Annotated in this window: 26 protein-coding genes; 12 read left to right on the top strand and 14 right to left on the bottom strand. The window is 73.2% G+C overall.

Annotation, left to right across the window (positions count from 1 at the left end; genetic code table 11):
• Window positions 1–72: 72 nt before the first annotated feature.
• Window positions 73–750 (bottom strand): hypothetical protein, encoded by a 678-nt coding sequence (locus HOO61_RS06735; protein WP_172257831.1) that lies wholly within the window; start codon window positions 748–750, stop codon window positions 73–75.
• Window positions 751–884: 134 nt separating this feature from the next.
• Between HOO61_RS06735 and HOO61_RS06730 the strand changes: the two genes are divergently transcribed.
• From HOO61_RS06730 to HOO61_RS06715, 5 genes are all read left to right on the top strand, one after another.
• Complete coding sequence (locus HOO61_RS06730; protein ID WP_172257830.1) at window positions 885–1,568, top strand: HAD family hydrolase; 684 nt, start codon at window positions 885–887, stop codon at window positions 1,566–1,568.
• A gap of 218 nt (window positions 1,569–1,786) precedes the next feature.
• On the top strand, window positions 1,787–1,912 hold the full coding sequence (locus HOO61_RS24490; protein ID WP_301538949.1) for a hypothetical protein: 126 nt from the start codon (window positions 1,787–1,789) through the stop codon (window positions 1,910–1,912).
• On the top strand, window positions 1,909–3,363 hold the full coding sequence (locus HOO61_RS06725; RefSeq protein WP_172257829.1) for an FAD-dependent oxidoreductase: 1,455 nt from the start codon (window positions 1,909–1,911) through the stop codon (window positions 3,361–3,363). Before HOO61_RS24490 ends, HOO61_RS06725 begins: the two co-directional genes overlap by 4 nt.
• Window positions 3,363–3,860, top strand: a complete 498-nt coding sequence (locus HOO61_RS06720) for a hypothetical protein (protein ID WP_172257828.1) — start codon at window positions 3,363–3,365, stop codon at window positions 3,858–3,860. Before HOO61_RS06725 ends, HOO61_RS06720 begins: the two co-directional genes overlap by 1 nt.
• Window positions 3,857–4,891: a cation transporter gene (locus tag HOO61_RS06715; protein ID WP_172257827.1), complete on the top strand. Its 1,035-nt coding sequence runs from the start codon at window positions 3,857–3,859 to the stop codon at window positions 4,889–4,891. The genes HOO61_RS06720 and HOO61_RS06715 overlap by 4 nt, the downstream gene beginning before the upstream one ends.
• Here the strand turns inward: HOO61_RS06715 and HOO61_RS06710 are convergent.
• Genes HOO61_RS06710 through HOO61_RS06700 form a run of 3 tightly spaced genes read right to left on the bottom strand, consistent with a single transcriptional unit; the run spans window position 4,888 to window position 6,512 of the window.
• Complete coding sequence (locus HOO61_RS06710) at window positions 4,888–5,358, bottom strand: hypothetical protein (RefSeq protein ID WP_172257826.1); 471 nt, start codon at window positions 5,356–5,358, stop codon at window positions 4,888–4,890. The two genes, HOO61_RS06715 and HOO61_RS06710, sit on opposite strands and share 4 nt — an antisense overlap.
• Window positions 5,359–5,409: 51 nt before the next feature.
• Window positions 5,410–6,000 carry a rhomboid family intramembrane serine protease gene (locus tag HOO61_RS06705; protein WP_216658573.1) on the bottom strand — a complete coding sequence of 197 codons (591 nt, stop codon included), beginning with the start codon at window positions 5,998–6,000 and terminating at the stop codon, window positions 5,410–5,412.
• A 35-nt stretch (window positions 6,001–6,035) separates the two neighbouring features.
• Window positions 6,036–6,512 carry a PPOX class F420-dependent oxidoreductase gene (locus HOO61_RS06700; protein ID WP_172257824.1) on the bottom strand — a complete coding sequence of 159 codons (477 nt, stop codon included), beginning with the start codon at window positions 6,510–6,512 and terminating at the stop codon, window positions 6,036–6,038.
• A gap of 113 nt (window positions 6,513–6,625) precedes the next feature.
• Here HOO61_RS06700 and HOO61_RS06695 point away from each other — a divergent pair, with 113 nt between their 5' ends.
• Window positions 6,626–7,201, top strand: a complete 576-nt coding sequence (locus HOO61_RS06695; protein WP_172257823.1) for a hypothetical protein — start codon at window positions 6,626–6,628, stop codon at window positions 7,199–7,201.
• Window positions 7,202–7,316: 115 nt separating this feature from the next.
• Here HOO61_RS06695 and HOO61_RS06690 read toward each other — a convergent pair whose 3' ends face one another.
• Both HOO61_RS06690 and HOO61_RS06685 read right to left on the bottom strand, forming a co-directional pair.
• Window positions 7,317–8,927 (bottom strand): amidohydrolase, encoded by a 1,611-nt coding sequence (locus tag HOO61_RS06690; protein WP_172258187.1) that lies wholly within the window; start codon window positions 8,925–8,927, stop codon window positions 7,317–7,319.
• Complete coding sequence (locus HOO61_RS06685) at window positions 8,920–9,426, bottom strand: nucleoside deaminase (RefSeq protein ID WP_172257822.1); 507 nt, start codon at window positions 9,424–9,426, stop codon at window positions 8,920–8,922. Before HOO61_RS06685 ends, HOO61_RS06690 begins: the two co-directional genes overlap by 8 nt.
• 63 nt (window positions 9,427–9,489) lie before the next feature.
• Here HOO61_RS06685 and HOO61_RS06680 point away from each other — a divergent pair, with 63 nt between their 5' ends.
• Both HOO61_RS06680 and ppk2 read left to right on the top strand, forming a co-directional pair.
• On the top strand, window positions 9,490–9,933 hold the full coding sequence (locus HOO61_RS06680) for an SRPBCC family protein (protein WP_172257821.1): 444 nt from the start codon (window positions 9,490–9,492) through the stop codon (window positions 9,931–9,933).
• 19 nt (window positions 9,934–9,952) lie between these two features.
• The gene (gene ppk2, locus HOO61_RS06675) at window positions 9,953–10,759 is read left to right on the top strand and encodes a polyphosphate kinase 2 (RefSeq protein ID WP_172257820.1); all 807 of its coding nucleotides are present in this window, start codon (window positions 9,953–9,955) and stop codon (window positions 10,757–10,759) included.
• Window positions 10,760–10,795: 36 nt separating this feature from the next.
• On the opposite strand, the gene HOO61_RS06670 is transcribed toward ppk2, so the two are convergent.
• The 3 genes from HOO61_RS06670 to HOO61_RS06660 all read right to left on the bottom strand — a co-directional run bounded on the left by HOO61_RS06670 (window position 10,796) and on the right by HOO61_RS06660 (window position 14,209).
• Window positions 10,796–10,981: a YbdD/YjiX family protein gene (locus HOO61_RS06670; RefSeq protein WP_172257819.1), complete on the bottom strand. Its 186-nt coding sequence runs from the start codon at window positions 10,979–10,981 to the stop codon at window positions 10,796–10,798.
• Window positions 10,978–13,182, bottom strand: a complete 2,205-nt coding sequence (locus HOO61_RS06665; RefSeq protein WP_216658572.1) for a carbon starvation CstA family protein — start codon at window positions 13,180–13,182, stop codon at window positions 10,978–10,980. Before HOO61_RS06665 ends, HOO61_RS06670 begins: the two co-directional genes overlap by 4 nt.
• 91 nt (window positions 13,183–13,273) lie before the next feature.
• On the bottom strand, window positions 13,274–14,209 hold the full coding sequence (locus HOO61_RS06660; RefSeq protein WP_216658571.1) for an ATP-grasp fold amidoligase family protein: 936 nt from the start codon (window positions 14,207–14,209) through the stop codon (window positions 13,274–13,276).
• 56 nt (window positions 14,210–14,265) lie between these two features.
• On the opposite strand from HOO61_RS06660, the gene HOO61_RS06655 reads away from it, so the two are divergent.
• From HOO61_RS06655 to HOO61_RS06645, 3 genes are read left to right on the top strand one after another with little or no spacing between them, the layout of a single operon-like run.
• On the top strand, window positions 14,266–16,134 hold the full coding sequence (locus HOO61_RS06655) for a putative nucleotidyltransferase substrate binding domain-containing protein (RefSeq protein ID WP_172257818.1): 1,869 nt from the start codon (window positions 14,266–14,268) through the stop codon (window positions 16,132–16,134).
• Window positions 16,131–16,823, top strand: coding sequence for an exonuclease domain-containing protein (locus HOO61_RS06650; RefSeq protein ID WP_172257817.1), 693 nt, complete (start codon window positions 16,131–16,133; stop codon window positions 16,821–16,823). The genes HOO61_RS06655 and HOO61_RS06650 overlap by 4 nt, the downstream gene beginning before the upstream one ends.
• A 9-nt stretch (window positions 16,824–16,832) precedes the next feature.
• Window positions 16,833–17,981 carry a YibE/F family protein gene (locus HOO61_RS06645; protein ID WP_172257816.1) on the top strand — a complete coding sequence of 383 codons (1,149 nt, stop codon included), beginning with the start codon at window positions 16,833–16,835 and terminating at the stop codon, window positions 17,979–17,981.
• Here the strand turns inward: HOO61_RS06645 and HOO61_RS06640 are convergent.
• Window positions 17,978–18,541, bottom strand: coding sequence for a TetR/AcrR family transcriptional regulator (locus HOO61_RS06640; RefSeq protein WP_172257815.1), 564 nt, complete (start codon window positions 18,539–18,541; stop codon window positions 17,978–17,980). The two genes, HOO61_RS06645 and HOO61_RS06640, sit on opposite strands and share 4 nt — an antisense overlap.
• A gap of 39 nt (window positions 18,542–18,580) precedes the next feature.
• On the opposite strand from HOO61_RS06640, the gene HOO61_RS06635 reads away from it, so the two are divergent.
• Window positions 18,581–19,741, top strand: a complete 1,161-nt coding sequence (locus HOO61_RS06635; protein ID WP_172257814.1) for an MFS transporter — start codon at window positions 18,581–18,583, stop codon at window positions 19,739–19,741.
• On the opposite strand, the gene HOO61_RS06630 is transcribed toward HOO61_RS06635, so the two are convergent.
• From HOO61_RS06630 to HOO61_RS06615, 4 genes are all read right to left on the bottom strand, one after another.
• A complete protein-coding gene (locus tag HOO61_RS06630; RefSeq protein WP_172257813.1) occupies window positions 19,728–20,750 on the bottom strand; it encodes an NADPH:quinone reductase in 1,023 nt (340 codons plus the stop codon). The genes HOO61_RS06635 and HOO61_RS06630 overlap by 14 nt on opposite strands.
• 64 nt (window positions 20,751–20,814) lie before the next feature.
• On the bottom strand, window positions 20,815–21,186 hold the full coding sequence (locus tag HOO61_RS06625) for a universal stress protein (protein ID WP_172257812.1): 372 nt from the start codon (window positions 21,184–21,186) through the stop codon (window positions 20,815–20,817).
• A 46-nt stretch (window positions 21,187–21,232) separates the two neighbouring features.
• Window positions 21,233–23,299 carry a tripartite tricarboxylate transporter permease gene (locus HOO61_RS06620; RefSeq protein ID WP_172257811.1) on the bottom strand — a complete coding sequence of 689 codons (2,067 nt, stop codon included), beginning with the start codon at window positions 23,297–23,299 and terminating at the stop codon, window positions 21,233–21,235.
• A gap of 10 nt (window positions 23,300–23,309) precedes the next feature.
• On the bottom strand, window positions 23,310–24,518 hold the full coding sequence (locus HOO61_RS06615; protein WP_172257810.1) for a tripartite tricarboxylate transporter substrate binding protein: 1,209 nt from the start codon (window positions 24,516–24,518) through the stop codon (window positions 23,310–23,312).
• Between the last annotated feature and the right edge of the window lie 55 nt (window positions 24,519–24,573).

Raw genomic sequence — 24,573 nt, 5'->3', positions numbered from 1 at the left:
GGCAGTAGGTCGTTGTTGCATGGCCCGCAGTACCCCGATGGGCGGGGCGCATACGCCCCGCGGTGGGTGGACCTATGCCAGCAGCACCCGGGCCACGCACGCCGCCTCCGACTGGGACACGCCGGCGCGCTCGGCGGACTCGCGCAGCATCACCGCGGCCACGTCCGTCGTCACCGCCATCCGGGCCGCGACCAGGCCCACGGCGACGTCGACGAGACGCTGCTCGCGCAGCCGCTCGGGCGCCTGCTGGGCGCGACGGAGGGTCTCGAACCCGAGGTCGGCGTTGGTGACGGCACCCGCCTGCCAGGCACCGAGCGCCTCCACGAGCCCGTCGATGCGGTCGCGGAAGGCGTAGGCGGTCGAGGCGTAGAGGTCGATGTTGAGCACGGCTCGGCCGTGCTCCACCACCGGCAGGCACACGGTGCTGGCGATCGCGCCGAACGCGCGCTCGCGGGCCGTGTCGGCCCAGTCCAGCTCGTCGAGGGGATGCACCTCCGCCGGCGGCGGCCCGGGTCCGGAGTCGCCGGTCCTGTCGTGCCGAGGCTCGTCGTGCCGCGGCTCGCCCGTCGCCGCGCGGTCGACGAGGGTGAAGGTCAGGTCCTCGTCGAGGAGGGTGACGCTGAGGGCGACGCAGTCCGGCACCGAGCGCACGGCCCAGCCCTCGATCACCCGCAGCAGGCCCTCCATGTCATCGATGGACGCCGTCACGTACTCGTCCAACGCCTCCCGACTCTGCGGCAGCAGCTCCATATCGATCCCCTCGACACATCGGTGTTGCCTGAGCTCTCGATGGTCCTCCCCCCGCCCGGGGCCACACCACACCCGCTGGGGCGGCCACCCCGCGCCCGCGCATGGGGCCACGGACGTCGGGGTACGACGCTGCCGTGAACGCCGAGACCCTGCCCCGCCCCGTCGTCGTCCTGGACCTGGACGGCACGCTGGTCGACTCGGTCTACCAGCACGTCGTCGCCTGGCACGCCGCCTTCCACGACGTCGGCCTGCACGTCAGCGCCGTACGCGTCCACGAGGCGATCGGGATGGGTGGCGACCGGCTCGTCGCCCACGTCGCCGGCGACCCGGCCGAGTCGGCCGTGGGCGAGGACGTGCGCAAGCTGCACGACGAGTACTTCCGCTCCCAGCTCCGCACGGTGTGCGCCCTCGACGGCGCCGCCGACCTGGTCGAGGCCCTCGCGGGCCAGGGGCACCGGCTCGTGCTGGCCAGCTCCTCGGAGAGCGACCTCGTCGACGACCTGCTCGAGCTCGTCGACGTACGCCGTCACCTCACGGCGGTCGTGACCGGCTCGGACGATGCAGCCACCAAGCCGGCGCCCGACATGGTCCGGCTCGCCATCGAGCGGGCGGGCGGCGAGCCCGGCGGCCGGGCCGTCGTGGTCGGCGACGCCGTCTGGGACGTCCTGTCCGCCGAGGCCGCCGGGGTGCCGTGCGTCGGGCTGCGCAGCGGTGGCGTCTCCGCCGAGCGGCTCACCTCTGCCGGGGCGGGAGCGGTCTACGATGGCCCGCGCGACCTGCTCGACCGCCTCGAGGACAGCCCGCTGCGCTCGCACTGAGCCGCGAGCCCGGACGTACGAAACCCGCCGGAGTCACCTCGCACGGCGTACGGGAGGTCAAGACCGGCGGGTCTCGCGCTGGCCGCCGTGGTCCTGGCGGGACCACCCCGGCGTGTAGTGGTTGTACCCCCCAGGGGTGCACCTCATGCACCCCCGACTGATCCCATTCGTGACGGGGTACGGGGACGGCGTCCCGCACCCCCACCGCAGGAGATGAGATGACGCAGTCCGACGACCCGACGCAGGAGCCGTGGACCGACCCGCAGACCCACCTCGACACCGACCCGGTCAACGCCGAGCCGCAGCCCGAGGACCCGGCCGCCGAGGTGGAGGACGAGTCGTGACCTCGCTCTGGCTCGACCGTGCCGCCCCCGTCGCCGACGACCCCCTGCCCGAGCCGGGCGAGGCGCTGGACGCCCTCGTCGTGGGCGCCGGGCTCACCGGTCTGACGACCAGCCTCCTGCTCGCCCGGGCCGGCCTACGCGTCGCATGCGTCGAGGCCCGGCAGGTCGGCGCGGTCACCACCGGACGGACCACCGGCAAGGTCTCGCTGCTCCAGGGCACCCACCTCTCCCGGATCCGCCGCCACCAGTCCGACGACGTCGCCGCGGCCTACGTCGACGCCAACCGCGAGGGCATGGAGTGGCTGCTGCGGTTCTGCGACGACCACGGCGTGCCCGTCCAGCGCCGCACCGCGGTGACGTACGCCGCCGACGAGCAGGAGCGCTCGTCGGTCGAGCAGGAGCACGAGGCCGCGTCCGCGCTCGGCCTCGACGTCGCCTGGCGCGACACCCTCGACGTCCCGTTCCCGCACGTGGCCGCGACCACGCTCGCCGACCAGGCGCAGCTCGACGCCATGGACGTCCTCGGCGCGCTCGCCGAGCAGCTGCGCGCCCACGGCGGCACCCTGCACCAGGGCCACCGCGTGCGGTCGGTCTCGAAGGGCGGCCGGCCCACGGTCCGCCTCGAGGGCGGCGAGAACCTGACCGCGGAGCACCTGGTGCTCGCGACCGGCACCCCGATCCTCGACCGTGGCCTGCACTTCGCCCGGCTCGAGCCGCAACGCTCCTACGTGCTCGCCCTCGACGGCGCCGGCCCGATGGACGGGATGTACCTCTCCGCCGGCTCCGACGCCCGGTCGGTGCGCGACGCCCCTGGCGGCACGCTCGTCGTGGGCGGCGCGGGCCACGTCGTCGGCCGCACGGACTCCCACCTCGCCCACCTCGAGGCACTGCGGGCGTGGACCGCGAAGTGGTACCCGGCCACCTCCGAGACCCACCACTGGTCGGCCCAGGACTACAGCAGCCCCGACGGGGTGCCGTACGTCGGACCGCTCCGGCGCGGCGGTGACCGGATCCACGTCGCCACCGGCTACGAGAAGTGGGGCATGACCAACGCGGTGGTCGCGGCGCGCGCCATCTCCGCCGACATCCTCGGCGACATGCCGACCTGGGCACAGACCCTCAGCGGTCGGGCACCGTCGGCGTCCAACGCCGCCGAGCTGGCCCGGATCAACCTCGGGGTCGGGGCGGCCGTCCTCACCGGCGCCGTGCGCACCGCCCGCGAGCGGCTGCCCGGAACGGCCGGACCCGCCCAGGCCCGCGCCTGCGGCGTGGTGGGCGTGTGCACCCACCTCGGCGGCCTGCTCAAGTGGAACGACGCCGAGGAGACGTGGGACTGCCCGCTGCACGGGTCGCGCTTCTCCCGCGACGGCGACGTGCTCGAGGGGCCGGCGACCCGGCCGCTGCTGAAGCGACCGGGCTCGGCCGCGGGAACCGGGGACCGGGTGGAGTGATGTCGCAGATCCGCCGCGTGCTGCTGCTCGTCGCCGCCGTCGTGCTGCTGGCAGGGTGCGGCTCGGTGATCCCCGACGACTTCCCCGCCGATCCCGACGGCACCCTCGACCGGGTCCGCGGCGACGGCGTCCTCCGCGTCGGGGCCTCCCCCCGGCCCGGCTGGGTCGACGTGGCCGACGATCCGCCGGCGGGGCCTGAGCCGCGGCTCGTCCTGGGGTTCGCCGACCACCTCGCCGCCGAGGTCCGGTGGACCGTCGCCGGCGAGGAGGAGCTCGTCCGGCTGCTCGAGGGCGGCGAGATCGACCTCGCGGTCGGCGGCTTCACCGACGCGAACGCGTGGGTCGACAAGGTCGGCCTGACCCGGGCCTACACAGAGGTCGAGGTCGCCGGCACGACCGAGGCGCACGTGATGATGGTGCCGTTGGGCGAGAACGCCCTGCAGTCCGAGCTCGAGCGCTGGCTCGACGCCCAGCCCACCGCGGGCGGTCGCCCATGAGTCGCACGGAGACCTCCCCGTCCGGCGGGTCCGGGCACTGGTTCGGGCACACCGAGCTGCCGCCCGAGCAGGCCGACGCACTGCGCCGGGCCAAGCGGCTCGAGGTGATCACGCTGCTCTACATGCTCACCTGCGTCGCGGTGGTGTTCGCGACGGCCGGGAGCTCGCAGGCGATGAAGACGGCGTGGGTGGAGGACTCACTGGCGCTCGTGCCACCGCTGGCCTTCCTGGTCGCCGTACGCATCGGTCGCCGTCGTCCCACCGCCGACCACCCCTACGGCTTCCATCGGGCCACCGGCGTCGGCCACCTCACGGCGGCCATCGCGCTGCTGGCCGTCGGCCTGCTGCTGGCCGTCGACTCCGCGATGGGGCTGCTGCGCGCCGAGCACCCGCCGATCGGCACGGTCCGGCTCCTCGGCCACACCTTCTGGGCCGGCTGGCTGATGGTGGCGGCCATGGTCTACACCGGCATCGGCCCGTTCGTCCTGGGCCGGATGAAGCTGCCGCTCGCCGAGAAGCTCCACGACAAGGTCCTCTACGCCGACGCCGACATGCAGAAGGCCGACTGGATGACGGCCGCCGGCACCATCGCCGGCGTGCTCGGCATCGGCCTCGGGCTGTGGTGGGCGGACTCCGGCGCGGCGCTGCTCATCTCGCTGTCGATCGTGCGCGACGGCTGGACCAACCTGCACTACTCGACCACGGCGCTGATGGACGAGCGCGCCCGGACGTACGACGACGAGCACCCGCACCCGCTCACCCGACGCGTCGACGACGTGCTGGCCAGCCTCTCCTGGGTCGACGACAGCCGCAGCCGCGTGCGCGACCAGGGCCACGTCTTCCACGTCGAGTCGTTCGTGCGCCCGGTGTCCGGTCGGACCCCGACCCTCGAGCAGCTCGAGGCGGCCGCCGACGTGCTGCGCGAGCTCGACTGGAAGGTCCACGACGTGGTCGTCGTGCCGGTGCGCGACCTGCCCGAGACGATCCCCGACCCGGACGCCGACCCGGACCAGCCCCCGCCGGAGAACTAACGGTTCCCGCAGACCAGGTCGGCGGACAACGCCGCCTCGGCCGACAGCTCGACATCCGGGCCGCACACCAGCTCGAGCGGGTCGGCCGCCCGCTCGACGGCGGCGACGGCCTCGTCGAAGGCCGCGACCACGTCGCTGCACGCGTGCTCGAGACCGATGCGGGTGAGCGCGGAGGTGGACAGGTCGCCGCTGAGCGCCAGCTCGACGGTCCAGTCACCGGCGTCGGTCCGCACGCAGTCGGCGGCGGCGGTCTGCTGCAGGGCGGCGAAGTCGAAGGTGTCCGTGCCGAGCTCGTCCTCCACCGCCGTACGCCAGTCCGCGAGCGCCTCCGCCTCTGCGGCGTCGGCCTCGGTGCGGGCGGTCGTGCCGGACGCGTCGGCCTCCCCGCCGCAGGCGGCGAGCGTGGGGACGAGCAGGGCAGCGAGGACGGACGTGAGGACGAGGGGGCGGAGGGCGAGAGCGCGCATGACGGGCAGGCTAGGAGCCGGGCGACGGACCCGTCCGGGGTTTGTTACCGATCAGTACGTGATGCTCGACTCACTGCGCTGCCGGGTGGTCAGGGCACGTGCCGCGATGAAGCCGCCGATGGCACCGAAGAGGTGTCCCTGCCACGAGACGCCGGGCTGGCCGGGCAGCACGCCGAGCAGCGCGCCGCTGTAGAGCAGGAAGACCGCGACGCCGATGAGGATCTCGGAGGTACGGCGGTTGAGGAAGCCGCGCACGACGAGGTAGACGATCCAGCCGAAGATCAGCACGGACGCGCCCGCGTGGGTGCTGCCCGGCTGGGCGAAGAGCCACACGCCGAAGCCGCCCACGACCCAGATGATCGCGGTGGCGGCGAGACCGCGGGCGACGCCGGTGGCAAGGGTGAGGAAGCCCAGCACGAGCACGGGCACGGTGTTGCTGACCAGGTGGTCGAAGCCGAAGTGCAGGGTCGGCGCGAACGCCACGCCGGCCAGCCCGTCCTCGCTGCGGGGCTGGACGCCGTACGCGTCGAGCGGATTGCCCGTCGCGGCGTCGAAGATCTCGAGCACCCACAGCAGCGCGACGAAGCCGCCCGTGACGAGCGCAGCGCCCTTCCACGCGGGCTCGCGGGCGGTGGTCTGCATGCCCTTCATCGTGGCATCCGCCCTGAAACCGATGCCTAGCGGCGGGCGGCCACCTCGGGTGGGAATCCGCCGGTCGACACGGTGCCCCAGCGGGTGGGCGTGATCCGGAGCAACGACTTGCCCTGGTCGACCATCGCCTCCCGGTACTCCTGCCAGTCGGAGTGCTCCCCGGCGATGGAGCGGAAGTACTCCACGAAAGCGTCGAGCGCCTCCTCCCCCTCGCTGGCGTCGAGCACCTCGCACGTCCCGTCGACCTGCACCCACGCGTCGTCCCACTCGTCGGAGAGCACGACCACCGAGACACCTGGCCGCTGCCGCGCGTTGCGAGTCTTCGCGCGCTGCGGGTAGGTCGCCACGACGATGCGGCCGCTGTCGTCGACGCCTCCGCTCACCGGTGACGCCTGCGGGCTGCCGTCCGCGCGCTCGGTGATGAGCAGCATCCGGTGCCGCGGGCGTACGAACTCCAGCAGCTCGTCGAGCCCGACCTCGGTGTTCGTCGCGATGTTCGGCATGGCGTCGAGGTTAGCGAGGGTCATTTCCGCAGATGACGCGGCTCGGGGATTCCCCTGACCGGTCGGGGGCCGAAGACTTGATGACCCGGCTCTCTCTGGAATCGAGGCCTCCCATGCGCAGACTCGCTCCCCTCAGCGCCGCGGCAGCCGCGGCCACCCTGCTCGCCGTCGCCGCCGGCGGCGGTCCTGCCACAGCCAAGCCGATCGACAGCGGCACCATCCACGAGGAGTTCAGCTTCGTCGTCACCGGATTCTGCGGCGTCGACGACCTCGACGTCGAGGTCGAGAGCGTCAATGACTTCCGTTTCCGCCTGGGGTCCCGGGGCGCCGCCCAGCTGCCCTACTTCCTCGAGCAGGCAACCGTCCACCAGACCATCACGAGCCCGGACGACGACCGATTCGTCACCTACGCGTCACGCACGATCGGCAAGGACCTGAAGGTGACCGACAACGGTGACGGGACGTTCACGATCCTCGTGCTGGGGACGGGCAACGAGACCTGGTACGGGATGGACGGGAAGGCCATCGCCCGCAACCCGGGCCAGAGCCGCTGGGAGATCCTCATCGACAACAACGGCACTCCGCAGGATCCGTCCGACGACGAGTTCCTCGAGTTCCTGGGCGACGTCAAGGGATCCACGGGCCGCACGGACGACGCCTGTGCTGCGATGGTGGCTGAGCTGACCTGATCGACATTCGCCGTCTCGATCCAGGGCCACATCTCGGACACGTGTGCGTCACGCCTGCCTGTCAGCCGCCGGGCATCGACCTGCTCGATGGGTACCGCGGCCCGAGCCAGACGCCTCACCCGCCGACGACCGGCTCTCCCCCGACCCACACCCGCTCGACCCGGGCGGCACCGATCTCGTCCGGGGCGTCGAACGGGTCGCGGTCGAGCAGGACGAGGTCCGCGACCGCGCCGGGCTCGACCTTCCCGGCGTCGTCGCGGTGGCAGACCCACGCCGAGCCGGAGGTGTAGGCCGCGAGCGCGACCTCGAGGGACAGCGCCTGATCGGCGAGGAACGGCTCGCTCCCGGCGGGACCGGGCTCCCCGTGGGCCATCCGGTGGACGGCGACGTGGATCGCCCGGAGGGGGTCCGGGGTGCTGACCGGCCAGTCGCTCCCGGCGACGAAGCGGGCGCCGGCGCGGTGGAGGTCGCCGAAGGGATACTGCCGTGCCGCCCGCTCCGCACCGAGGAACGGGATGGTCAGGTCGACCATCTGGTCGTCCAGGCAGGCCCACAGCGCCTGCAGGTTGGCGGCCACCTGCAGCTCGGCGAACCGCGGCACGTCTGTCGGGTGCACCAGCTGGAGGTGCGCGATGTGGTGCCGACGCCGGGGGTCGGTGCCCTCGAGCGCGTCGAGCGCCTCGCGGACACCGCGGTCGCCCAGCCCGTGGACGTGGACCTGGAAACCGGCCTCGTCGAGCGCGCCGACGATCCCGCGCAGCGCCGCCGGGTCGACGAAGGAGAGGCCCGAGTTGGTCGTCGCGTGGCCGCACCGGTCGAGGTAGGGCTCGACGAGCGCCGCGGTCCCGTTCTCCGCGACGCCGTCCTGCATGATCTTGACCGAGGTCGCGGCGAAGCGGCCGTGGGAGTACGCCGAGCGCCTCCCGACCAGTTCGGCAACCTGCTCGAGGCCGCGCTCGCGCTCCCACCACAGCGCCCCGACGACCGTGGCCACGAGGTCGCCCGACCGGGCCGCACGCCGGTAGGTCGGCCCGGTGTCCTGCATGCCGGCGTACGACCCGACGATCGCGTCCTGCCACCCGGTGATGCCCAGCGACAGGAGGTGGCGCTGCCCCTCCAGCAGTCCGGCGTACAGCGCGTCGGCGTCCGGCACCGGCAGCACGTCGAGCACGAGGTCCATCGCACCCTCGTGCAGCACGCCGGTCGGCTCGCCCGAGGCATCGCGCTCGACGCGCCCGTCGGCCGGGTCCGGGGTGTCGCGGGTGATGCCGGCGACCTCGAGCGCGCGGGAGTTGACCCACATGCCGTGGTGGTCTCGGTTGACCAGCGCGGCAGGGCGGTCGCCGACCACGGAGTCGAGCTCGGCCGCGGTCGGCAGCCCGCCGGGGAAGGCGGCCATCGCCCAGCCGCCGCCCTGGACCCAGTCGAGGTCGGGACGGGAGGCGGCGTACGCCGCCACGTGCGCGAGGTAGGCGGCACTGTCGACGGCGAGCTCGCTGAGGTCGCAGGTCAGCCGTTCGAGACCGCCCTGCACCGGGTGGACGTGCGCGTCGGTGAAGCCGGGCAGGAGCAGGGCCCCGCCGCAGTCGACGACCTCGGCACCGGGCGTCCGCAGCGACCCGCCCACCGCCGCCACCCGACCGTCCCGCACCAGCACGTCGCCGACCTCACCGAGGTGGCGGAACCCGTCGAAGACCCGGGCGCCGGTGAGGACGAGGTCACGCATCCCCACGCGACCGCTCGTGCAGCGCGCGGACGCGGTCGTCGTACGGCGCCACGGGTCCGTGGACGCGCACGCCCGGCGCGACGTCGGTGACCGGGAGCGCCGCGACAGGTGAGGCGGGCAGGCCCCACTCCGCGCGCCACTGCGAGAGCTGCGCGGACGAGGCGGCGTACACGATCGGGCCCAGCCCGACCCACGCGTGGCCGGCGGCGCACATCGGGCAGTGCTCGCCGGAGGTGTAGACCACACAGCCGGCGCGCTCGGCGGCGGGCACGTGGGCCGCGGTCCACTGCGCCAGCTCGAGCTCGGGGTGGGCCGTCGGGTCCGAGCCGGACACCTCGCGGTTGCGCCCGGAGCGCAGCACGGCACCCGATGCGTCGACCAGCACCGAGCCGAAGGCCCCGTCCCCGTCCGCGAGCGCCTCCTCGGCCAGTCGCAGGCACAGCTCGAGGTGGTCGGCGGCACCGGGCAGGTCGGGCAGGTCGTGCGTCTCGGTCGGCATGGGCCCAATGTGGCACCCGTTCGGGCGGTCTGCCACCTGCGGGCGCCTGCCTACTGTCGAGCCATGACCACCGTGAGCCGCACCTTCGACGTCCGTCCCCAGCCCACCGTCGTCATCGACTACCTCAAGGACTTCGGCAACGCCGAGGAGTGGGACCCGGGCACCGAGTCGTGCACCCGCCAGGACTCCGGCCCGGTCCAGGTCGGGTCGTCGTGGCACAACGTGTCCAAGATCGCCGGGGTGTCCACCGAGCTGACCTACACGCTCCAGCAGCTCACCGACGACACCATCGTCCTGGTCGGGCACAACGACACCGCGCGGTCCGTCGACACCATCACGGTCGTGCCGAGCCCCGACGGCCCGGGCAGCCGCATCACCTACCACGCGGAGATCCGGCTCAAGGGCGCGGCCAAGGTCGCCGACCCGGTCATGAAGATCGTCTTCGAGAAGATCGGCAGCGACACCGAGGACGACATGACGACCGTGCTGAACCGCCTCCCCGCCTGAGGCGCCGTAGTCTCGGTCCATGACGGGGAGCGACGAGCGCTACAACGCCGCCGGACGGGTGCGGCGGTCGGCCTACGAGGCCGAGATGGAGCGGCTGCAGGAGCAGCTGGTGCTGCTGCAGTACTGGATCCAGTCGCAGGGCCTGAAGGTCCTGGTGATCTTCGAAGGTCGCGGCTCGGCCGGCAAGGGCGGGGTGATCAAGCGGATCACCGAGCGCACCAGCCCGCGCACGGTGCGGATCGCGGCGCTCCCCAAGCCGACCAGCCGCGAGCGCACCCAGTGGTACTTCCAGCGCTACGTCGAGCACCTGCCCGCGGCCGGTGAGATGGTCCTGTTCGACCGCAGCTGGTACAACCGCTCGAACGTCGAGTGGGTGATGGGCTTCTGCACCGAGGACGAGCACCAGGAGTTCCTGCGCAGCTGCCCGGAGTTCGAGCGGATGCTGGTGCGATCGGGGATCGTGGTCCTGAAGTACTGGTTCTCGGTCAGCGCCGAGGAGCAGCTGCGTCGCTTCGAGGCACGCAACGACGAGCCGCTCAAGCGGTGGAAGCTGTCCGACATGGACCTCGCCGAGCGCGAGCTCTACATCCGCTACTCGATGGCGAAGGACACCACCTTCCAGTACACCGACATCAAGCAGGCCCCCTGGTACGTCGTCCCGTCCGACGACAAGCGCGCAGCCAGGCTCAACTGCATCAGCCACCTCCTCTCGCAGTTCGACTACGAGGACGTGGCGCCGCCGCGCGTGGAGCTCCCCGAGGTGCGCGACATCCCGTACGTCCGCACACCGGCGCACGAGCAGACGTTCGTGCCCCAGGTGTTCTGAGCCCCGGGGCTGCTGACGACGGGCGCGGCCGGCACGTCAGCAGCAGCGGCCCACCGCCTGGTGCTCGCGCTCATGGTCCCGCCGGCGCTCGAACTCGCGCCGCGACATCGGCTGGTCGCCGAACTCCCGGCACTCCGCGAGGTAGTCGTCCCACCGGGCCTCCCCGGTGAGCTCGCGGACGTACCAGCGCAGCCGGCGGGCCACCTGCAGCACGGTCGTCATCGGTGGCTCCCCACCTCTCGGCCGTGCCCGGCGGCCTCCCACTCGCGCACGGCCTCCTTCTCGTCAGCCGTGGCGAAGAAGTCGGACGGCTGGACGAGGTGGGACTCGTGCCACGGCACCTCGGTGGTCGGCAGGCTGCCGGCCCGCAGCGCCTTGATCCAGATGACGAACGCGTTGACGACCACCACGAGCACGAGGAGCGCGAACGTCGCCTGCAGGGTGCCGTTGACGGTCGAGTTGAGGACGATCTGCTCCATCTGGTCGACGTCCGTCGCGGGCGCGAGCAGCTCACCGGCGTCGAGGGCGTCGGCGTAGCGCTCCCGCTGGGTGAAGTAGCCGATCGCGGGGTTGTCGGAGAAGACCTTCTGGTAGCTCGCCGTCATCGTGGTGACGAGGTCCCAGGCCAGGCCGATGCCGGGCACCCACGCCCACTTCACCTTGCCGTGCTTGATCAGCAGGGTGACGCACAGCGTCAGCGCGATCGCCGCGAGCAGCTGGTTGGCGATGCCGAAGAGCGGGAACAGCTGGTTGATGCCACCCAGCGGGTCGGTGACCCCGACGTAGAGCATGTAGCCCCACAGGCCGACCACGACGGCGCTGGCCGACCACGAGGCCGGCTTCCAGGAGAGGTCGGCGTACTTGGGCCACACGTTGCCGACCGTGTCCTGCAGCATGAAGCGACCCACCCGGGTGCCGGCGTCGACGGCGGTGAGGATGAAGAGCGCCTCGAACATGATCGCGAAGTGGTACCAGAACGCGGCGAGCCCGCCGCCGAACGCCTCGGTGAAGATCTGGGACATGCCGAGCGCCAACGTCGGTGCGCCACCCGTGCGGGAGATGAGCGTTCCCTCCTCCACCGCTGCCGCCGCCGCGGTGAGCTGGTCGGGCGTGATGGTGAAGCCGAGGCCGGCGACGAACTCCGCCGCGGTGGCCGGGTCGGCCCCGGTGGCGCCGGCCGGGCTGTTCATCGCGAAGTAGAGACCCGGGTCGATCACGCTGGCGGCGATGAGGGCGCTGATCGCGACGAACGACTCCATCAGCATGCCGCCGTAGCCGATCATCCGGACCTGGCTCTCCTTCGCCACCATCTTGGGCGTCGTGCCCGAGGAGATGAGGGCGTGGAAGCCGGACAGCGCACCGCAGGCGATGGTGATGAAGACGAACGGGAACAGCTTGCCGGCGAAGACGGGGCCGGTGCCCTCGAGCGCGAAGTCGGTCACCGCCTCCTGCTGCAGGACCGGCGCGGCCAGGATGAGCCCGACGGCCAGCAGCACGATCACGCCGATCTTCATGAACGTGGAGAGGTAGTCGCGCGGCGTGAGCAGCATCCACACCGGCAGGATCGAGGCGATGAAGCCGTAGAGGACCAGACCGAGCGTGAGCTGCTCCTTCGAGAGCGTCAGCGCCTCCTCGAGGCCCATCTGCTCGACGTAGCCGCCCCCGATGATCGCCAGCAGCAGCAGGGCGACGCCGATCGCGGTGACCTCCGAGACCCGGCCGGGACGCAGCACCCGCAGGTAGTAGCCCATGAACAGCGCGATGGGGATGGTCAGGCCGATCGAGAACACGCCCCAGGGCGACTCGGCCAGGGCGTTGACGACGACCAGGGCGAGGACGGCGAGGATGATGATCATGATCGCGAAGACCGCGATCAGGGCGGCGATGCCGCCCACCACACCGATCTCCTCGCGCACCATCTGGCCCAGGCTTTTTCCGTCGCGGCGCATCGAGAAGAACAGGACGACCATGTCCTGCACGGCTCCGGCGAAGATGACGCCGACGATGATCCAGATCGTGCCGGGCAGGTAGCCCATCTGCGCGGCCAGCACCGGGCCGACGAGCGGGCCGGCGCCGGCGATCGCGGCGAAGTGGTGCCCGAACAGGACGTGCCGGTGGGTGACGTCGAAGTCGCGGCCGTTGTCGTAGCGCTCGGCCGGCGTGGCCCGGGTGTCGTCGACGCCCAGCACCCGGTAGGCGATGAACCGGGCGTAGAAGCGGTAGGCGATCGCGTAGGAGGACAGCGCCGCGAAGAGGATCCAGAGGGCCGAGACCTCCTCACCGCGTGACAGCGCGAGGACGGTCCAGCAGACGGCACCGACGAGGGCGACCGCCCCCCAGATCGCGATGGCCTTGGGGGTCATCCGGCGGGGGCCGCCGGACGGGGCCGGCGAGGCGGGCGTGTGCGTCGACTGGGTGGACATGGATCGACTCCTCGGTGCTCAGGCGCGCCCCGGCGGGGCCGCGAGCCTTCCCCTGATGAGTACCCCTCTTCCCGGTCTTCTCGCAAGATCCTCAGAGGTAGCGGCGCGGAGGCGTCCAGTGGCGCCCGAACTCCAGGTCGAACGACTCGGGCTCGAACGGGCTGTCGCCGCCGGCGGGGAAGCTGGACAGCTCCCCGAACACGACCCGGTCGGGGAGGTCGTAGAGGTCGACGCGGACGAAGTCGGTGTCCTGCCCGAGCCGCTCGGCCATCGCGATCATCTCGTCGAGCCGGTCCGGGCGCGGCGGCGCGGGCTCGGCCCACGGGTGTCCGCCGCTGAGGGGCAGGTGCTCCCAGTCGCGGGTGAAGAAGTCCTGCGTACGCCGGTCGAAGCGGCCGCGGTCGACTTGGACGTAGTGGCAGGTGCCGTGGAAGACGAAGAGCTTGTAGTCGTCGGGGACGCCGCCGTCCGGTCCGACCAGCAGCTCCTCGACCAGGACCTGACGGGACACGTGGCCGTAGGCCCACTCGCGGTTCGGGCCCTGCCCGTAGAGCTGCGCCAGCCACCACCGCGCCATCTCGACGAGCCCCTCGACGGGCGCGTGCTCGGGACGCACGTGGCGGTAGACCCAGCCGTAGCGCGGCTCGGGCAGCCGGGCGTCGGCCGGCGCCGCGTCCGAGACGATGACCGCGACGCCGCTGCCGTGGGTCGGCTTGAGGACGTACGACGACGGCAGCGCCGCACCGGTGAGGTCGGTCGGCTCGTCGGTGACGAGGTGCACCCGCGGCAGGACCTTCTCGCCGAGGACCGCGGCGACGTGGTCACGCACGGCGGCCTTGTCGGCGAACGTCACCAGCAGCGGCCGGTGGTCGCGCAGCATCTTGTAGCGAACCTTCTCGGTGAAGGTGCGCGGCCGTCTCGTCCGCCACAGGCGCTGCCAGCGCACCAGCCGGCTGCGCTCGCGCCACGGGACCGGTCGCGACCGTGGCAGCTCGACGACGACGGGGGTGGTCACGGGGGCGGTCACGGCTGCATCCTCCCGGACCGCCCGCGCCCGGCCGCATCGGTGCCACCATGGCCCCCATGGACGTCGAGCTCGCCGAGGTCAGGGACTTTCTCGCCGCCCACGCGCCGTTCGACCGCCTGCCCGCTGCGGAGCTCGCCGCGCTGCCCCGACGGTGCACGATCCGCTATGCCAGGCGCGGCACCGTCGTCCTCGACGTCGGCGACCACGGCGACGGGCTGTACCTCGTCCGCTCGGGCGCCGTGGAGGTGCGCGACGAGACCGGTGAGCTGGTCGACCGGGTCGGCACCGGTGAGGCCTTCGGCATGAGCTCGCTGCTGGAGCACCGTCCCACCCGCTACCGCTGCACCGCGGTCGAGGACACCCTGCTGCTGGTCCTCGAGCCGGCGGCGTTCGAGGAGCTGACGCGCGACCATCCCGACGTCGCGACCTTCTACGCCGCCACCCACCACGCGCGCCTGTCCCGGGCCATCGGCAACCTGCAGCGCGCGACGTCCGGCAGCACCGCGCTGGGCACGCGCGTCGGTGACCTCGTCACGCGCGAGCCGGTGTCGACCGACCCCGACGCGTCGGTGCGCGAGGCCGCGGGGACGATGTCCCGGGCCGGCGTCTCGTGCATCCTCGTCGTCGAGCACCTCGCCCTCCTGGGCATCGTGACCGACCGCGACCTGCGCAACCGGGTGCTCGCGGTGGACCTGCCGCCCGACAGCCCGGTGCGGTCGGTGATGACCGCCGACCCCGTCACGCTCTCCGAGGACGCGCTCGCCTTCGAGGCGCTGCTCGAGATGGTGAGCCGCAACATCCACCACCTCCCCGTCGTCGACGACTCCGGGCGCCCGGCCGGGCTGGTCACCACCACCGACCTGGTGCGGCTCGAGAACGCCAACCCCGTCTACCTCGCGGCGGCGATCGCCGGTCAGCCGACCCTGGCCGGCGTCGTGGCGGAGGCGCCCGGCATCCACGCCGTCCTCGGACAGCTCGTCGAGCGCGACGTCAGCGCCGCCGACATCTCGCGCGTCGCGACCGCGCTCGGCGACGCCGTACGACGACGCGTGGTGGCGCTCGTCGAGGAGGAGCTGGCCGGCGAGGGGCTGGGGCCGCCGCCGGTGCCGTACAGCTGGGTCGTGCTGGGGTCGGCCGCGCGGGACGAGGAGGGGTTCACCGCCGACCAGGACCACGCCATCGTGCTGGGCGTGGAGCCCGACGAGGACGGTGTGGCGTGGTTCGCCGCGCTGGCCGAGCGGGTCACGGCCGTGCTCGAGCAGTGCGGTTGGCCGCGCTGCCCGGGGGACGTGATGGCCACCAACCCCCAGTGGCGCCTGACCGTCCCGCAGTGGCGCGCGCGCTTCGCCGACTGGTCGCGGGAGCCCCAGCCCGACGCCGTCCTGCACACGGCGGTCTTCCACGACATGCGCCACCTCTTCGGTGACCGGGAGCTCACCGAGCAGGTGCACCTGACCTCCGTCTCGACGGCGTCCCCGCGTCTGCTCGGCCACCTGTCGCGACAGGCGCTCGCGATGCGGCCGCCCCTCGGCTTCTTCCGCGGCCTCGTGCTGGAGCGGCACGGCGAGCACCGCGACACCCTCGACATCAAGCGGCCGATCTCGGCCGTCGTACAGCTGGCACGCATCCACGCGCTGAGGTCCGGGTCCCCTGCGCTCTCCACGCGACGACGGCTCGCTGCCGCCGCGACGGCGGGCACGATCGACCGCGACACGGCCACCGAGCTGGCCGACGCCCTCGAGCTGATGTCCTACCTGCGGCTGCACCACCAGGCCGCCCAGGCACGAGCGGGCGTCGCCCCCGACAACAACCTGCGTCCCGCCGACCTCACCCAGCGGCAGCGCCGCCACCTGCGCGACGCCTTCGAGATCGTGCGGTCCGCCCAGCAGAGCCTGTCCAACCACCTGCCGCCGGGGTTCGAGTGAAGGTTTCCTTCCGTCGACGCACCCGCCGTCCCGACCACTACCCGCCGGGCCCGCTGCGCGACCTCGCCGCGGCGCCCGCACCGCCGCCGGCGACCCCGGTGTCGCAGCTCGAGCTCCTCGCGCTCGACCTCGAGACGACCGGCCTCGACCCGCGCACCGACCACGTCCTGTCGCTCGGCTGGGTGCCGGTCGTGGCCGGACGCGTGCTGCTCGGCGAGGCACGCGAGCACCGGGTCCGCCCCCCGGAGGGCGTGGACGTCGGCTCGTCGGCGACGATCCACCGGTTGACCGACGACTCCCTCTCCGGCGCGCCCGCCCTCCCCGACGTGCTCCCGCTGCTGCTCGGCGACCTGCACGGCCGGGTGCTCCTCGCCCACCACGTCGCGCTCGAGGTGGACTTCGTCGGCGCCGCCGCGGTGACGGCGTACGGCGCCCGCCCGCCGCTGACCGTCGTCGACACCCTCGCCCTCGAGCACCGCCTCCGCGCCGACGTCAACGGCGAGGTCCACGGCTCGCTGCGGCTCGACGCGGCGCGTCGTGCCCACGGCCTGCCCAGCTACACCGCCCACCACGCCCTCACCGACGCCGTCGCGGCCGCCGAGCTGCTGCTGGCCCAGGTCGCGGAGCTGGAGCGGCGGCTCGGCCGGGAGGCGCTGCTGCGAGACTTGGGGCCGAAGCGGTCGGGATAGAGGAGGGGCATGGGCTCGCACCACCACCGCCGCGCTCCCGCGGACGGGTCCCGGCTCCACCTGACCGCCGTCCTGGCCGTCGTGGCGCCGCTCGCCCTGCTCACCGTGGTCGCGCTGGTGTGGCTCTGGCCGCCGTCGTCGGCGGTCGAGCGCGCGGAGGGCGCCGCCCCGGAGCTGACCGGCCAGGTCACCGAGGTGCTGCCCGAGCCGTGCCCGGAGGGGACGCCCGACGACGTCGAGCGCTGCGGCGAGGTGCGGGTCGACCTCGACGACGGCGACGAGGTCACGGCACCGCTGCCCGGCGGGCTCGGCGCCCCCGACGTCGAGGTCGGACAGGACGTGGTGCTGATCCGCAACGAGACCCCCGACGGGGTGTCGTACGCCGTCGTCGACCACCAGCGCGAGGTCGGCCTCTGGCTGCTGGGCCTCGCCTTCGTCCTGGCGCTGGTCGCGTTCGGTCGGTGGCGGGGGGTGACGGCGCTCCTGGGGCTGGCGGCGACCTTCGGGATCCTGGCGGTGTTCGTGATCCCGGCCATCCTCGCGGGCAGCCCGCCGCTCCTCGTGGCGGTGGTCGGGTCCTCCGCCGTGGTGCTCGTCGTGCTCTACCTGACCCACGGCTTCGCCCTCACCACCACGATGGCCGTCCTCGGGACGCTGTCCAGCCTCGTGCTGACCGGGGTGCTGGCAGCCGTGGCCGTGTCCGGGCTCCACCTGACGGGCGTTACCGACGACCTCTCCGCCTCGGTCGGCACCTCGCAGGGCATCGACGTGCGCGGGCTGCTGCTGGCCGGCATCATCATCGGCTCCCTCGGCGTGCTCGACGACGTCACGGTGAGCCAGGCGGCGACCGTCGCCGAGCTCGCCCGGGCCGATCCCACGTCGAGGTTCCGCGGGCTCTTCCGCGCCGGCAGCCGCGTCGGTCGCGCCCACGTGGCGTCGGTCGTGAACACCATCGTGCTGGCCTACGCCGGGGCGTCCCTGCCGCTGCTCGTCCTGATGGTGGCCGACAACGGCTCGCTCACCGCCGTCGTGCCGAGCCAGGTCGTCGCGCAGGAGATCGTCCGCAGCGCCGTGGCCACGATCGGCCTGGTCGCGGCCGTGCCGATCACGACGGCGCTCACGGCCTGGGCGCTGCGCAACCGGGAGCCAGCGGGTTAGGGCAGGAGCACGTCGGCGATCGCCCGCGCCGCGCCGAGCGGGTCGGCGGGCTCCCCGCGAAGCAGGCTGGCGAGCGCGCCTGTGTAGACGACGAGGAGCCGGGCGACGGTCGCGTCCGGGTCGGCCACGCCCGCCTCGTCGACGAGCTCGCGGAGCCGCGCCACCAGGGCGGTGGTGTCCGCCTCGACCAGGCGGAGGACCGGGTCGTCCGCCCCGGTGCGGCGCGGACGCTCCGACGCGGTCGCGAGGAAGCAGCACCACTGGGTCGTGCCCGAGGAACGCCGGAACTCGACCAGCGCGTCGAAGAGGGCCAGCACCCGGTCCCGCGGGGTCGTCGCGGCCGCGATCGACGCCTCCCACTGGGCCGCCCACGCCTGCAGCCGGCGCTCGAGCACCGCCTCCAGCAGCCCGTCCTTGCTGCCGACGTGCTGGTAGAGCGTGGCGATGGCGACCCCGGCGTCAGCGGCGACGTGGTCGACGCCGGTCACGCCGATGCCATCGGTGAAGAAGAGTCGCTCGGCGCTGTCGAGGATGCGCTCACGGGTGTCGGTCCTGGCCACGACCACGAGAATAACGGCCGTTATGGTAGAACGCTCGTTATGGTTCCCTCGGCGACGGTCTCCTCCGGGCCGACCGCGCGCAGCGTGGCCGTTGCCCTGGCCGGCACGCTGCTCATCGCCTCGACCTACGGCCTGGCCCGCTTCGGGGTTGGCCTCTTCGCCCCGCGTCTCGTCGACGAACGCCCAGCCCTGGCGCCGGTCGTCGGCTGGGCGGCCGCGGCGCAGTTCGTCTCCTACGCGGTGGCCGCGGCGGTCGCGGCCCGGGTGTCGGACCGCCGGCCGCGGGCGGCGGTCCTGGTCGCGGGTACGACGGCCGCGCTTGGCTGCCTCGGGGTCGCGACGACCGCCTCCCCCGCGTGGTTCGTCGTGCTCGTTCTCGTGGGCGGGGCTGGCGCGGGCCTGGCCTCGCCCGCGCTGGTGCGGCTCGTCGACGCGGTCACCCCGCCCCGCTCGGCCGCAACCGCGCAGGCCCTGGTCAACACCGGGACGGCCGTCGGCGTGGTCGTCGCCGGCGTCCTCGCCCTCGCGGTGCCGTCCACCGCAGCCGCTTGGTGGTCGATGGCGGCGATCAACGCCCTCGCCGCCGCAGGGGTGCTCTTCCTCGCCCGCGAGCCCGACCGGCCCGCCACCGTCGACGCCGACGGCCGCGGGACGTCGTACGACTGGAAGCTGCTGGTGACGCCGGCCGTGGCGGCGGCGGTCGTCGGCGCGGGCTCCGCGCTCGTATGGTCCTACGGCCCCCTCGTCGCGACCGGGTCGGGTCCGGTCGCCGACGGTCGCGTCGGGTTCCTCTGGATCGCGCTCGGTCTCGGCGGACTCGCGGGGCCGCTGACCGGCGGACTCGTCGAGCGCCGCGGGCTCGCGGGTGCGTGGAGCTGGTCCGGCGGGGCGGTCGCCCTCGCCTCCCTGTCCCTGGCTGCGGCCGTGGGCCTGGGCCTCGCGTGGCCGGCGTACGTCGCGATGGCGTGGTTCGGCGCCGGCTACATGTGCCTGTCAGGAGTGCTGATCCTGTGGGCCAGGGACGTGTGGCCGGAGGCGGCCGGACGCGGGACGTCGGTGCTCTTCGTCGCGCTGGCGGTGGGGCAGGCGGTCGGTGCGCTCGGCTTCGACGCCTGGCTCGACGTCGCCGGCGCCGTCGTCGCCTGCCTCACCGCCGCGCTGCTGTGCGGCGCGGGCGCGTGGGTGGTCAGGCGTCGCTGACGTCGATGAGCACCTTGCCGACGGCGCCGTCCTCGACGGCCGCGTGGGCGTCGGCGGTCCGCTCGAGGGGGTAGTGGTGCAGCGGCAGACCGTGCTCCTCGCCGACCCCGTAGGCACCGTCGGCCACCGCCGCCGCGACGTCGTCGGCCGCTGCGCGCAGGGCCGCGTCGCCGACCGTGTAGAGCAGCACCCACTGGAAGCGGGCGTTGGTCGAGAAGGTCTCGCGGATGCTGAGAGTCACCTCGTCGCCGCCGTTGTTGGCGTAGATCGCGATGGTTCCGCGGGGCTTGATGACGCGAAGGTCGAGGCGGAGGTTCTGCGCGGGGGCGACCTCGACGACGATGTCGACGCCGTCGGGCGCGAGGCCGCGGACGGCGTCGACGACGTCGCCCTCGCGGTAGTTCAGGGTGTGGTGGGCGCCGGCGGCGGTCGCGAGCCGCGCCTTGTCGTCGCTGCTGACCGTGGCGATGACCGTCGCGCCCGCCCAGCGGGCGAGCTGGATGGCCGCGTTGCCGACTGCCCCGGCACCGCCGGCGACGAGCACCGTCCGCCCGGACAACGCACCCGCCGCGAGCCGGTCGGGGCCGTCCTCGGAGGTGGTGAGCGCGCGGTGGGCGGTGATCGCCGGCACGCCCAGCGAGGCCCCGACGTCGTACGACGCCGAGTCGGGCAGCGCGGTCAGCCGGGAGGCGGGCACCACGACGAGCTCCTGGGCGGTGCCGCCGGGGCGCTGGTGCTGGGCCAGCATCGTCCAGACCCGGTCACCGACGGCGAGGCCGTCGACCTCGGGCCCGACGGCGTCGACGACGCCGGCGCCGTCCTGGCCGGGCACGACCTCGGGGAAGGCGAGCTTGCCCATGCCGCCGGCGCGGAACTTCCAGTCGGTCGGGTTGACGCCGGCCCGGACGATCCGCACCCGGACCTCACCCGGTCCCGGCTCGGCCGCCTCGCGGTCGACCACCTCGAGGACCGAGCTGTCGCCTGTCTCGGTGTAGACCACGGCACGCATCGCACTTCTCCTTCGTCGGGGACCTGTCGTGGGGCCCAACGTACGAGCGCCGCGGACCATGCCCTCAGGCGGGCGGGGGCTTGACCGCCAGCACCGGGCAGGTGGCGTCGAGGAGGATTCGCTGGGCCGTGCTACCGAAGACCAGCTTGCCTACAGGGGTCCGGGCCCGCAGGCCGAGCACGACCAGGCGGGCGTCGCGGCGCTGGGCCACCTGCACCACCGCGTCGCTCGGGTCGCCGAGGTCGCCCCGCTCGACCTCGAACCGGCCGGCGGCCCCGGGCCACCGGCGTTCCAGCTCGGCGACCTCGGGCGGGACCTCCCCCCGGACCGCGGGGACCAGGACCACGGGCTCCTGCTCGCGGACCGACTCGGTGACGGCGGCCTCGACAGCTGCGTGCCCGGGCGGGGTGTCGGCGTAGGCGACCACGACGGTCATCGGTTGTCCTCTCGAGCGGGGTGGGTGGGGCAGGCGGGTCGGGCGGTCACTGGAGGATGCCCATCGGCAGGTCGACCGGCAGCAGCGACGGCAGGGCCAGCAGGACCAGCCCCAGCACGACGGTGTAGACGATCGCCGTGCGGAGCCGCGCGCGGGCGGCGTACAGCAGGAAGGCGGGGGTGAAGACCAGCGTCGCGGCGAGGTAGCCGCCGAGCATCACCATCACCAGGAAGCCCGCCATCGCGGCGAAGGTGCGGGTGGCGATCCGAAGGTCGTGGGCACGTGCCAGGGCCTTCTCGTCGGCGACCGGCCGGGTGCGGGTGCGGGTGGCGAGCATCGTCGAGCCGCCGGTGCCGAGCGGCTCACCGAAGGCCTCCTCGACGTCGGCCGCACGCCTGCGCCAGACCGTGGCCTCCTGCCACAGCAGCACGAGGGCAGCGACGAGGCCGCAGGTGGCGACCAGCCTCGGCATCAGCCGGGCCTCCTCGGAGAAGGACCCGCTGACCCACAGCGCGGCGGCGAAGGCGGCGACGAGGAGCACAGCGAGACCGGCCGACCAGGTGGTGCCGGCCATCGAGCCCTCGAGGTCGTCGCCGTCGGCCTCGGGCCCGTCGTGCTCGTCGCGGTGGCCGTCGTCGGCCTGGCCGGAGGTGCCGCGCAGCTTCTTCAGCAGCGCCCACAGCACGGGCACGATCAGCACCGCGGCGAAGACGAGCACGCCGGGGCGGAGCATCCACGAGGCGCCGTCGTAGAGATTGGCGGTGAGGTAGTAGTAGCGCTCCATCGGGATCGCGAGGACGAAGCCGATCAGGAACGGGGCGCGCGGGGTGCCGGTCGCCTTGAGGAGGAAGCCGACGACGCCGAGCAGGACCATCACCCACAGGTCGCCGATCTGGCCACCCTCCTGGTAGGCGCCCAGCAGCATGATGACGAGCAGGCCGGGGCCGAGCACCGCGAACGGCACGCGGGTGAGCTTGGCCAGCGATCCGGTGGCGAGGAAGCAGAGGAAGGCTCCGGCGACCGAGGCGATCGCGAACGCCCAGACGATGAGGTACATCAGGTCGAGGTGGTCGGTGACGATCGCGGGCCCGGGCTGGATGCCGTACGTCAGCAGCATCCCGAGCAGCATGGCCGACGGGACGCCGCCGGGGATGCCGAAGAGGAACGTCGGGATGAGGTCGCCCGCCTCGACGGAGTTGTTGGCGCTCTCGGGTCCGACGATGCCGCGCGGGTCGCCCTTGCCGAACTTGCGCTTGTCCTTCGCCGTGGCGACGGCCTGGCCGTACGCCAGCCAGGTACCGGCGGTCGCGCCGACGCCGGGCAGGACGCCGGCCCAGATGCCGATGAGCGCGCCGCGGACGACCTGCGACCAGTGGGTGACCCACTCGCGGATGCCGGCGCCCCAGCCGCCGGTGAGCTCGACGGGCGTCTCGGTGACCTTGCGCTGGCCGACGCGGCTGGCGATCTCGGCGAGGCCGAAGATGCCGAGCGCGACCGCGACCAGCGAGACGCCGTCGCTGAGGAAGAGGGAGCCGAAGGAGAATCGCTCCTCGGCGGTGGTGGGCGAGGAGCCGACCAGGCCGAGCAGCAGGCCGAGGAAGCCGGCGGTGAGGCCCTTGACGACGTTGCCGCGCGAGAGCACCGCGGCGAGCGAGACGCCGAGGATGGTCAGCATGAACAGCTCGGGGCTGCCGAAGGACAGCACCAGCGGCCGGGCCAGCGGGATCGCGAGGGTCAGGCCGACGGCGCCGATGAGGCCGCCCGCCATGGAGGAGAGGAACGCCAGCGACAGGGCCCGTTTGGCTTGGCCCTGCCGGGCCATCGAGTAGCCGTCGAGCATCGTCACGCTCGCCGACGCCGAGCCCGGTGCGCCCAGCAGGACGGCCGCGACGGTGTCGGAGGTGTGCACGACGGCGAGGGCGCCGATGAGCATGGCGAGGGCGGCTTCGGGCTCCATGCCGAACGTGACGGGCAGGAGGATCGCCACGGCGCCGGTGCCGCCGAGGCCCGGGATCAGTCCGATGACCAGGCCGGCGAGGACGCCGATGGCGAGCATGAGCAGGAGGGAGGGGTCGGCCAGGGAGGCCAGCGCGGAGAGGGCCGCGTCAGTCATGGTGGCGTCCTCAGTCGATCGTGATGTCGTGGTCGGTCTCGAGCAGCTCGAGGACGTCCTCGCGGACGGCGTCGTCCACGCGGTAGGCGTCCCCGATGCGCTCGGCGAGGTCGGGCGAGGCGTCGATCGGGTAGCCGCCGAGCACCTCGGCGGCCGACTCCTGGAAGTCCGGGTCGGCGCCCATGTCCTCGGCGGTCGAGCGCAGCAGCTCGACGGCCTCGTCAGGCGTGTCCTCGGGCACCCAGAGCGCCTTCTGGTACGTGTAGGTCAGCGCGAGGATCGCGCGGTAGGTCTCCAGCGCGTCGGCGTCGGGCTGCTCGCCGTTGAGCTGCTCGTAGACCTCCACGACAGTGGGGAGGTCGGGGAAGTTCGGGTCGCGCACGATCTCGCCCGACTCGTCGACCTGGCCGAGGGAGAAGAGCGGCACGGCGGTGCCGTCCTCCACGAGCGGCTCGACGGCGGGCCCGTACGACGACGTGGTCTGGTAGTCGATGTCGACCTCGCCGCGCTGCAGCGCGAGGTTCACCGGCCCGCGGCCCTCGAAGCCGAAGGTCGAGGTCACGTCGGCGCCGAGGAGGTCGAAGGCGAGGAGGGTGGTGAGGTCGAGGCTGGTGGCGGCGATGCCGCCGAAGACCAGCGGCTTGTCGCGCTCGACGAGATCCTCGACGCCCTGCACCCCGGCAGCGGCCCGGGCGTAGACGACCGCGCCCGTGCCGTTGGCCAGGATCGGCCGCAGGTCGGCGAAGTCGTAGCGCACGGACGGCATGTCGAGCAGGTACGGCACCACGGTCGAGGCGGTGCTGACCAGCACCTCGGTGCCGTCGGTGCGGGCGGAGCTCATGAAGTGGTTGGTGCCGAGGATGCCCTCGCCGCCGTCGTCGTTGACCGGCGCGAGGCCCGGCGACCCCGGCACCTGGTGCGTCAGCTCGGTGGCGACGAAGCGCGCCCACGTGTCGGTGCCGCCACCCTCGGCGAGCGGGATCATCATCTCGACGGTCTCGCCGGAGTAGTCACCGTCCGTGGTGGACGCCGCGGGGTTGAGGAGGTCGCCGCCGAGGACGGACACCCCCACGGCCAGGGCAGCGAAGCCCGCCACGACCGCTGCGGCGAGCCGGGGGCTGGGCGTCGCCCGGTCCTGCGGCTCCTGCGGGTCCTGCGTGGGCACTGCGCTCCCGTCGGGATCGGCGGTCACGTCCTTCACGTCGACGTGCTGGGTCATGAGTTCCTCCAGGTGAAGCGAGCCCCTTCGGGGCCGGTCGTGTCAAGGGGTCGGG

This window comes from Nocardioides sp. zg-1230 (assembly GCF_013155335.1).
In the GTDB taxonomy this organism is placed as follows: Bacteria; Actinomycetota; Actinomycetes; order Propionibacteriales; family Nocardioidaceae; genus Nocardioides.
Note: the sequence above shows the minus strand (reverse complement) of the source record. Positions and strands in the feature narration are given on the sequence as shown.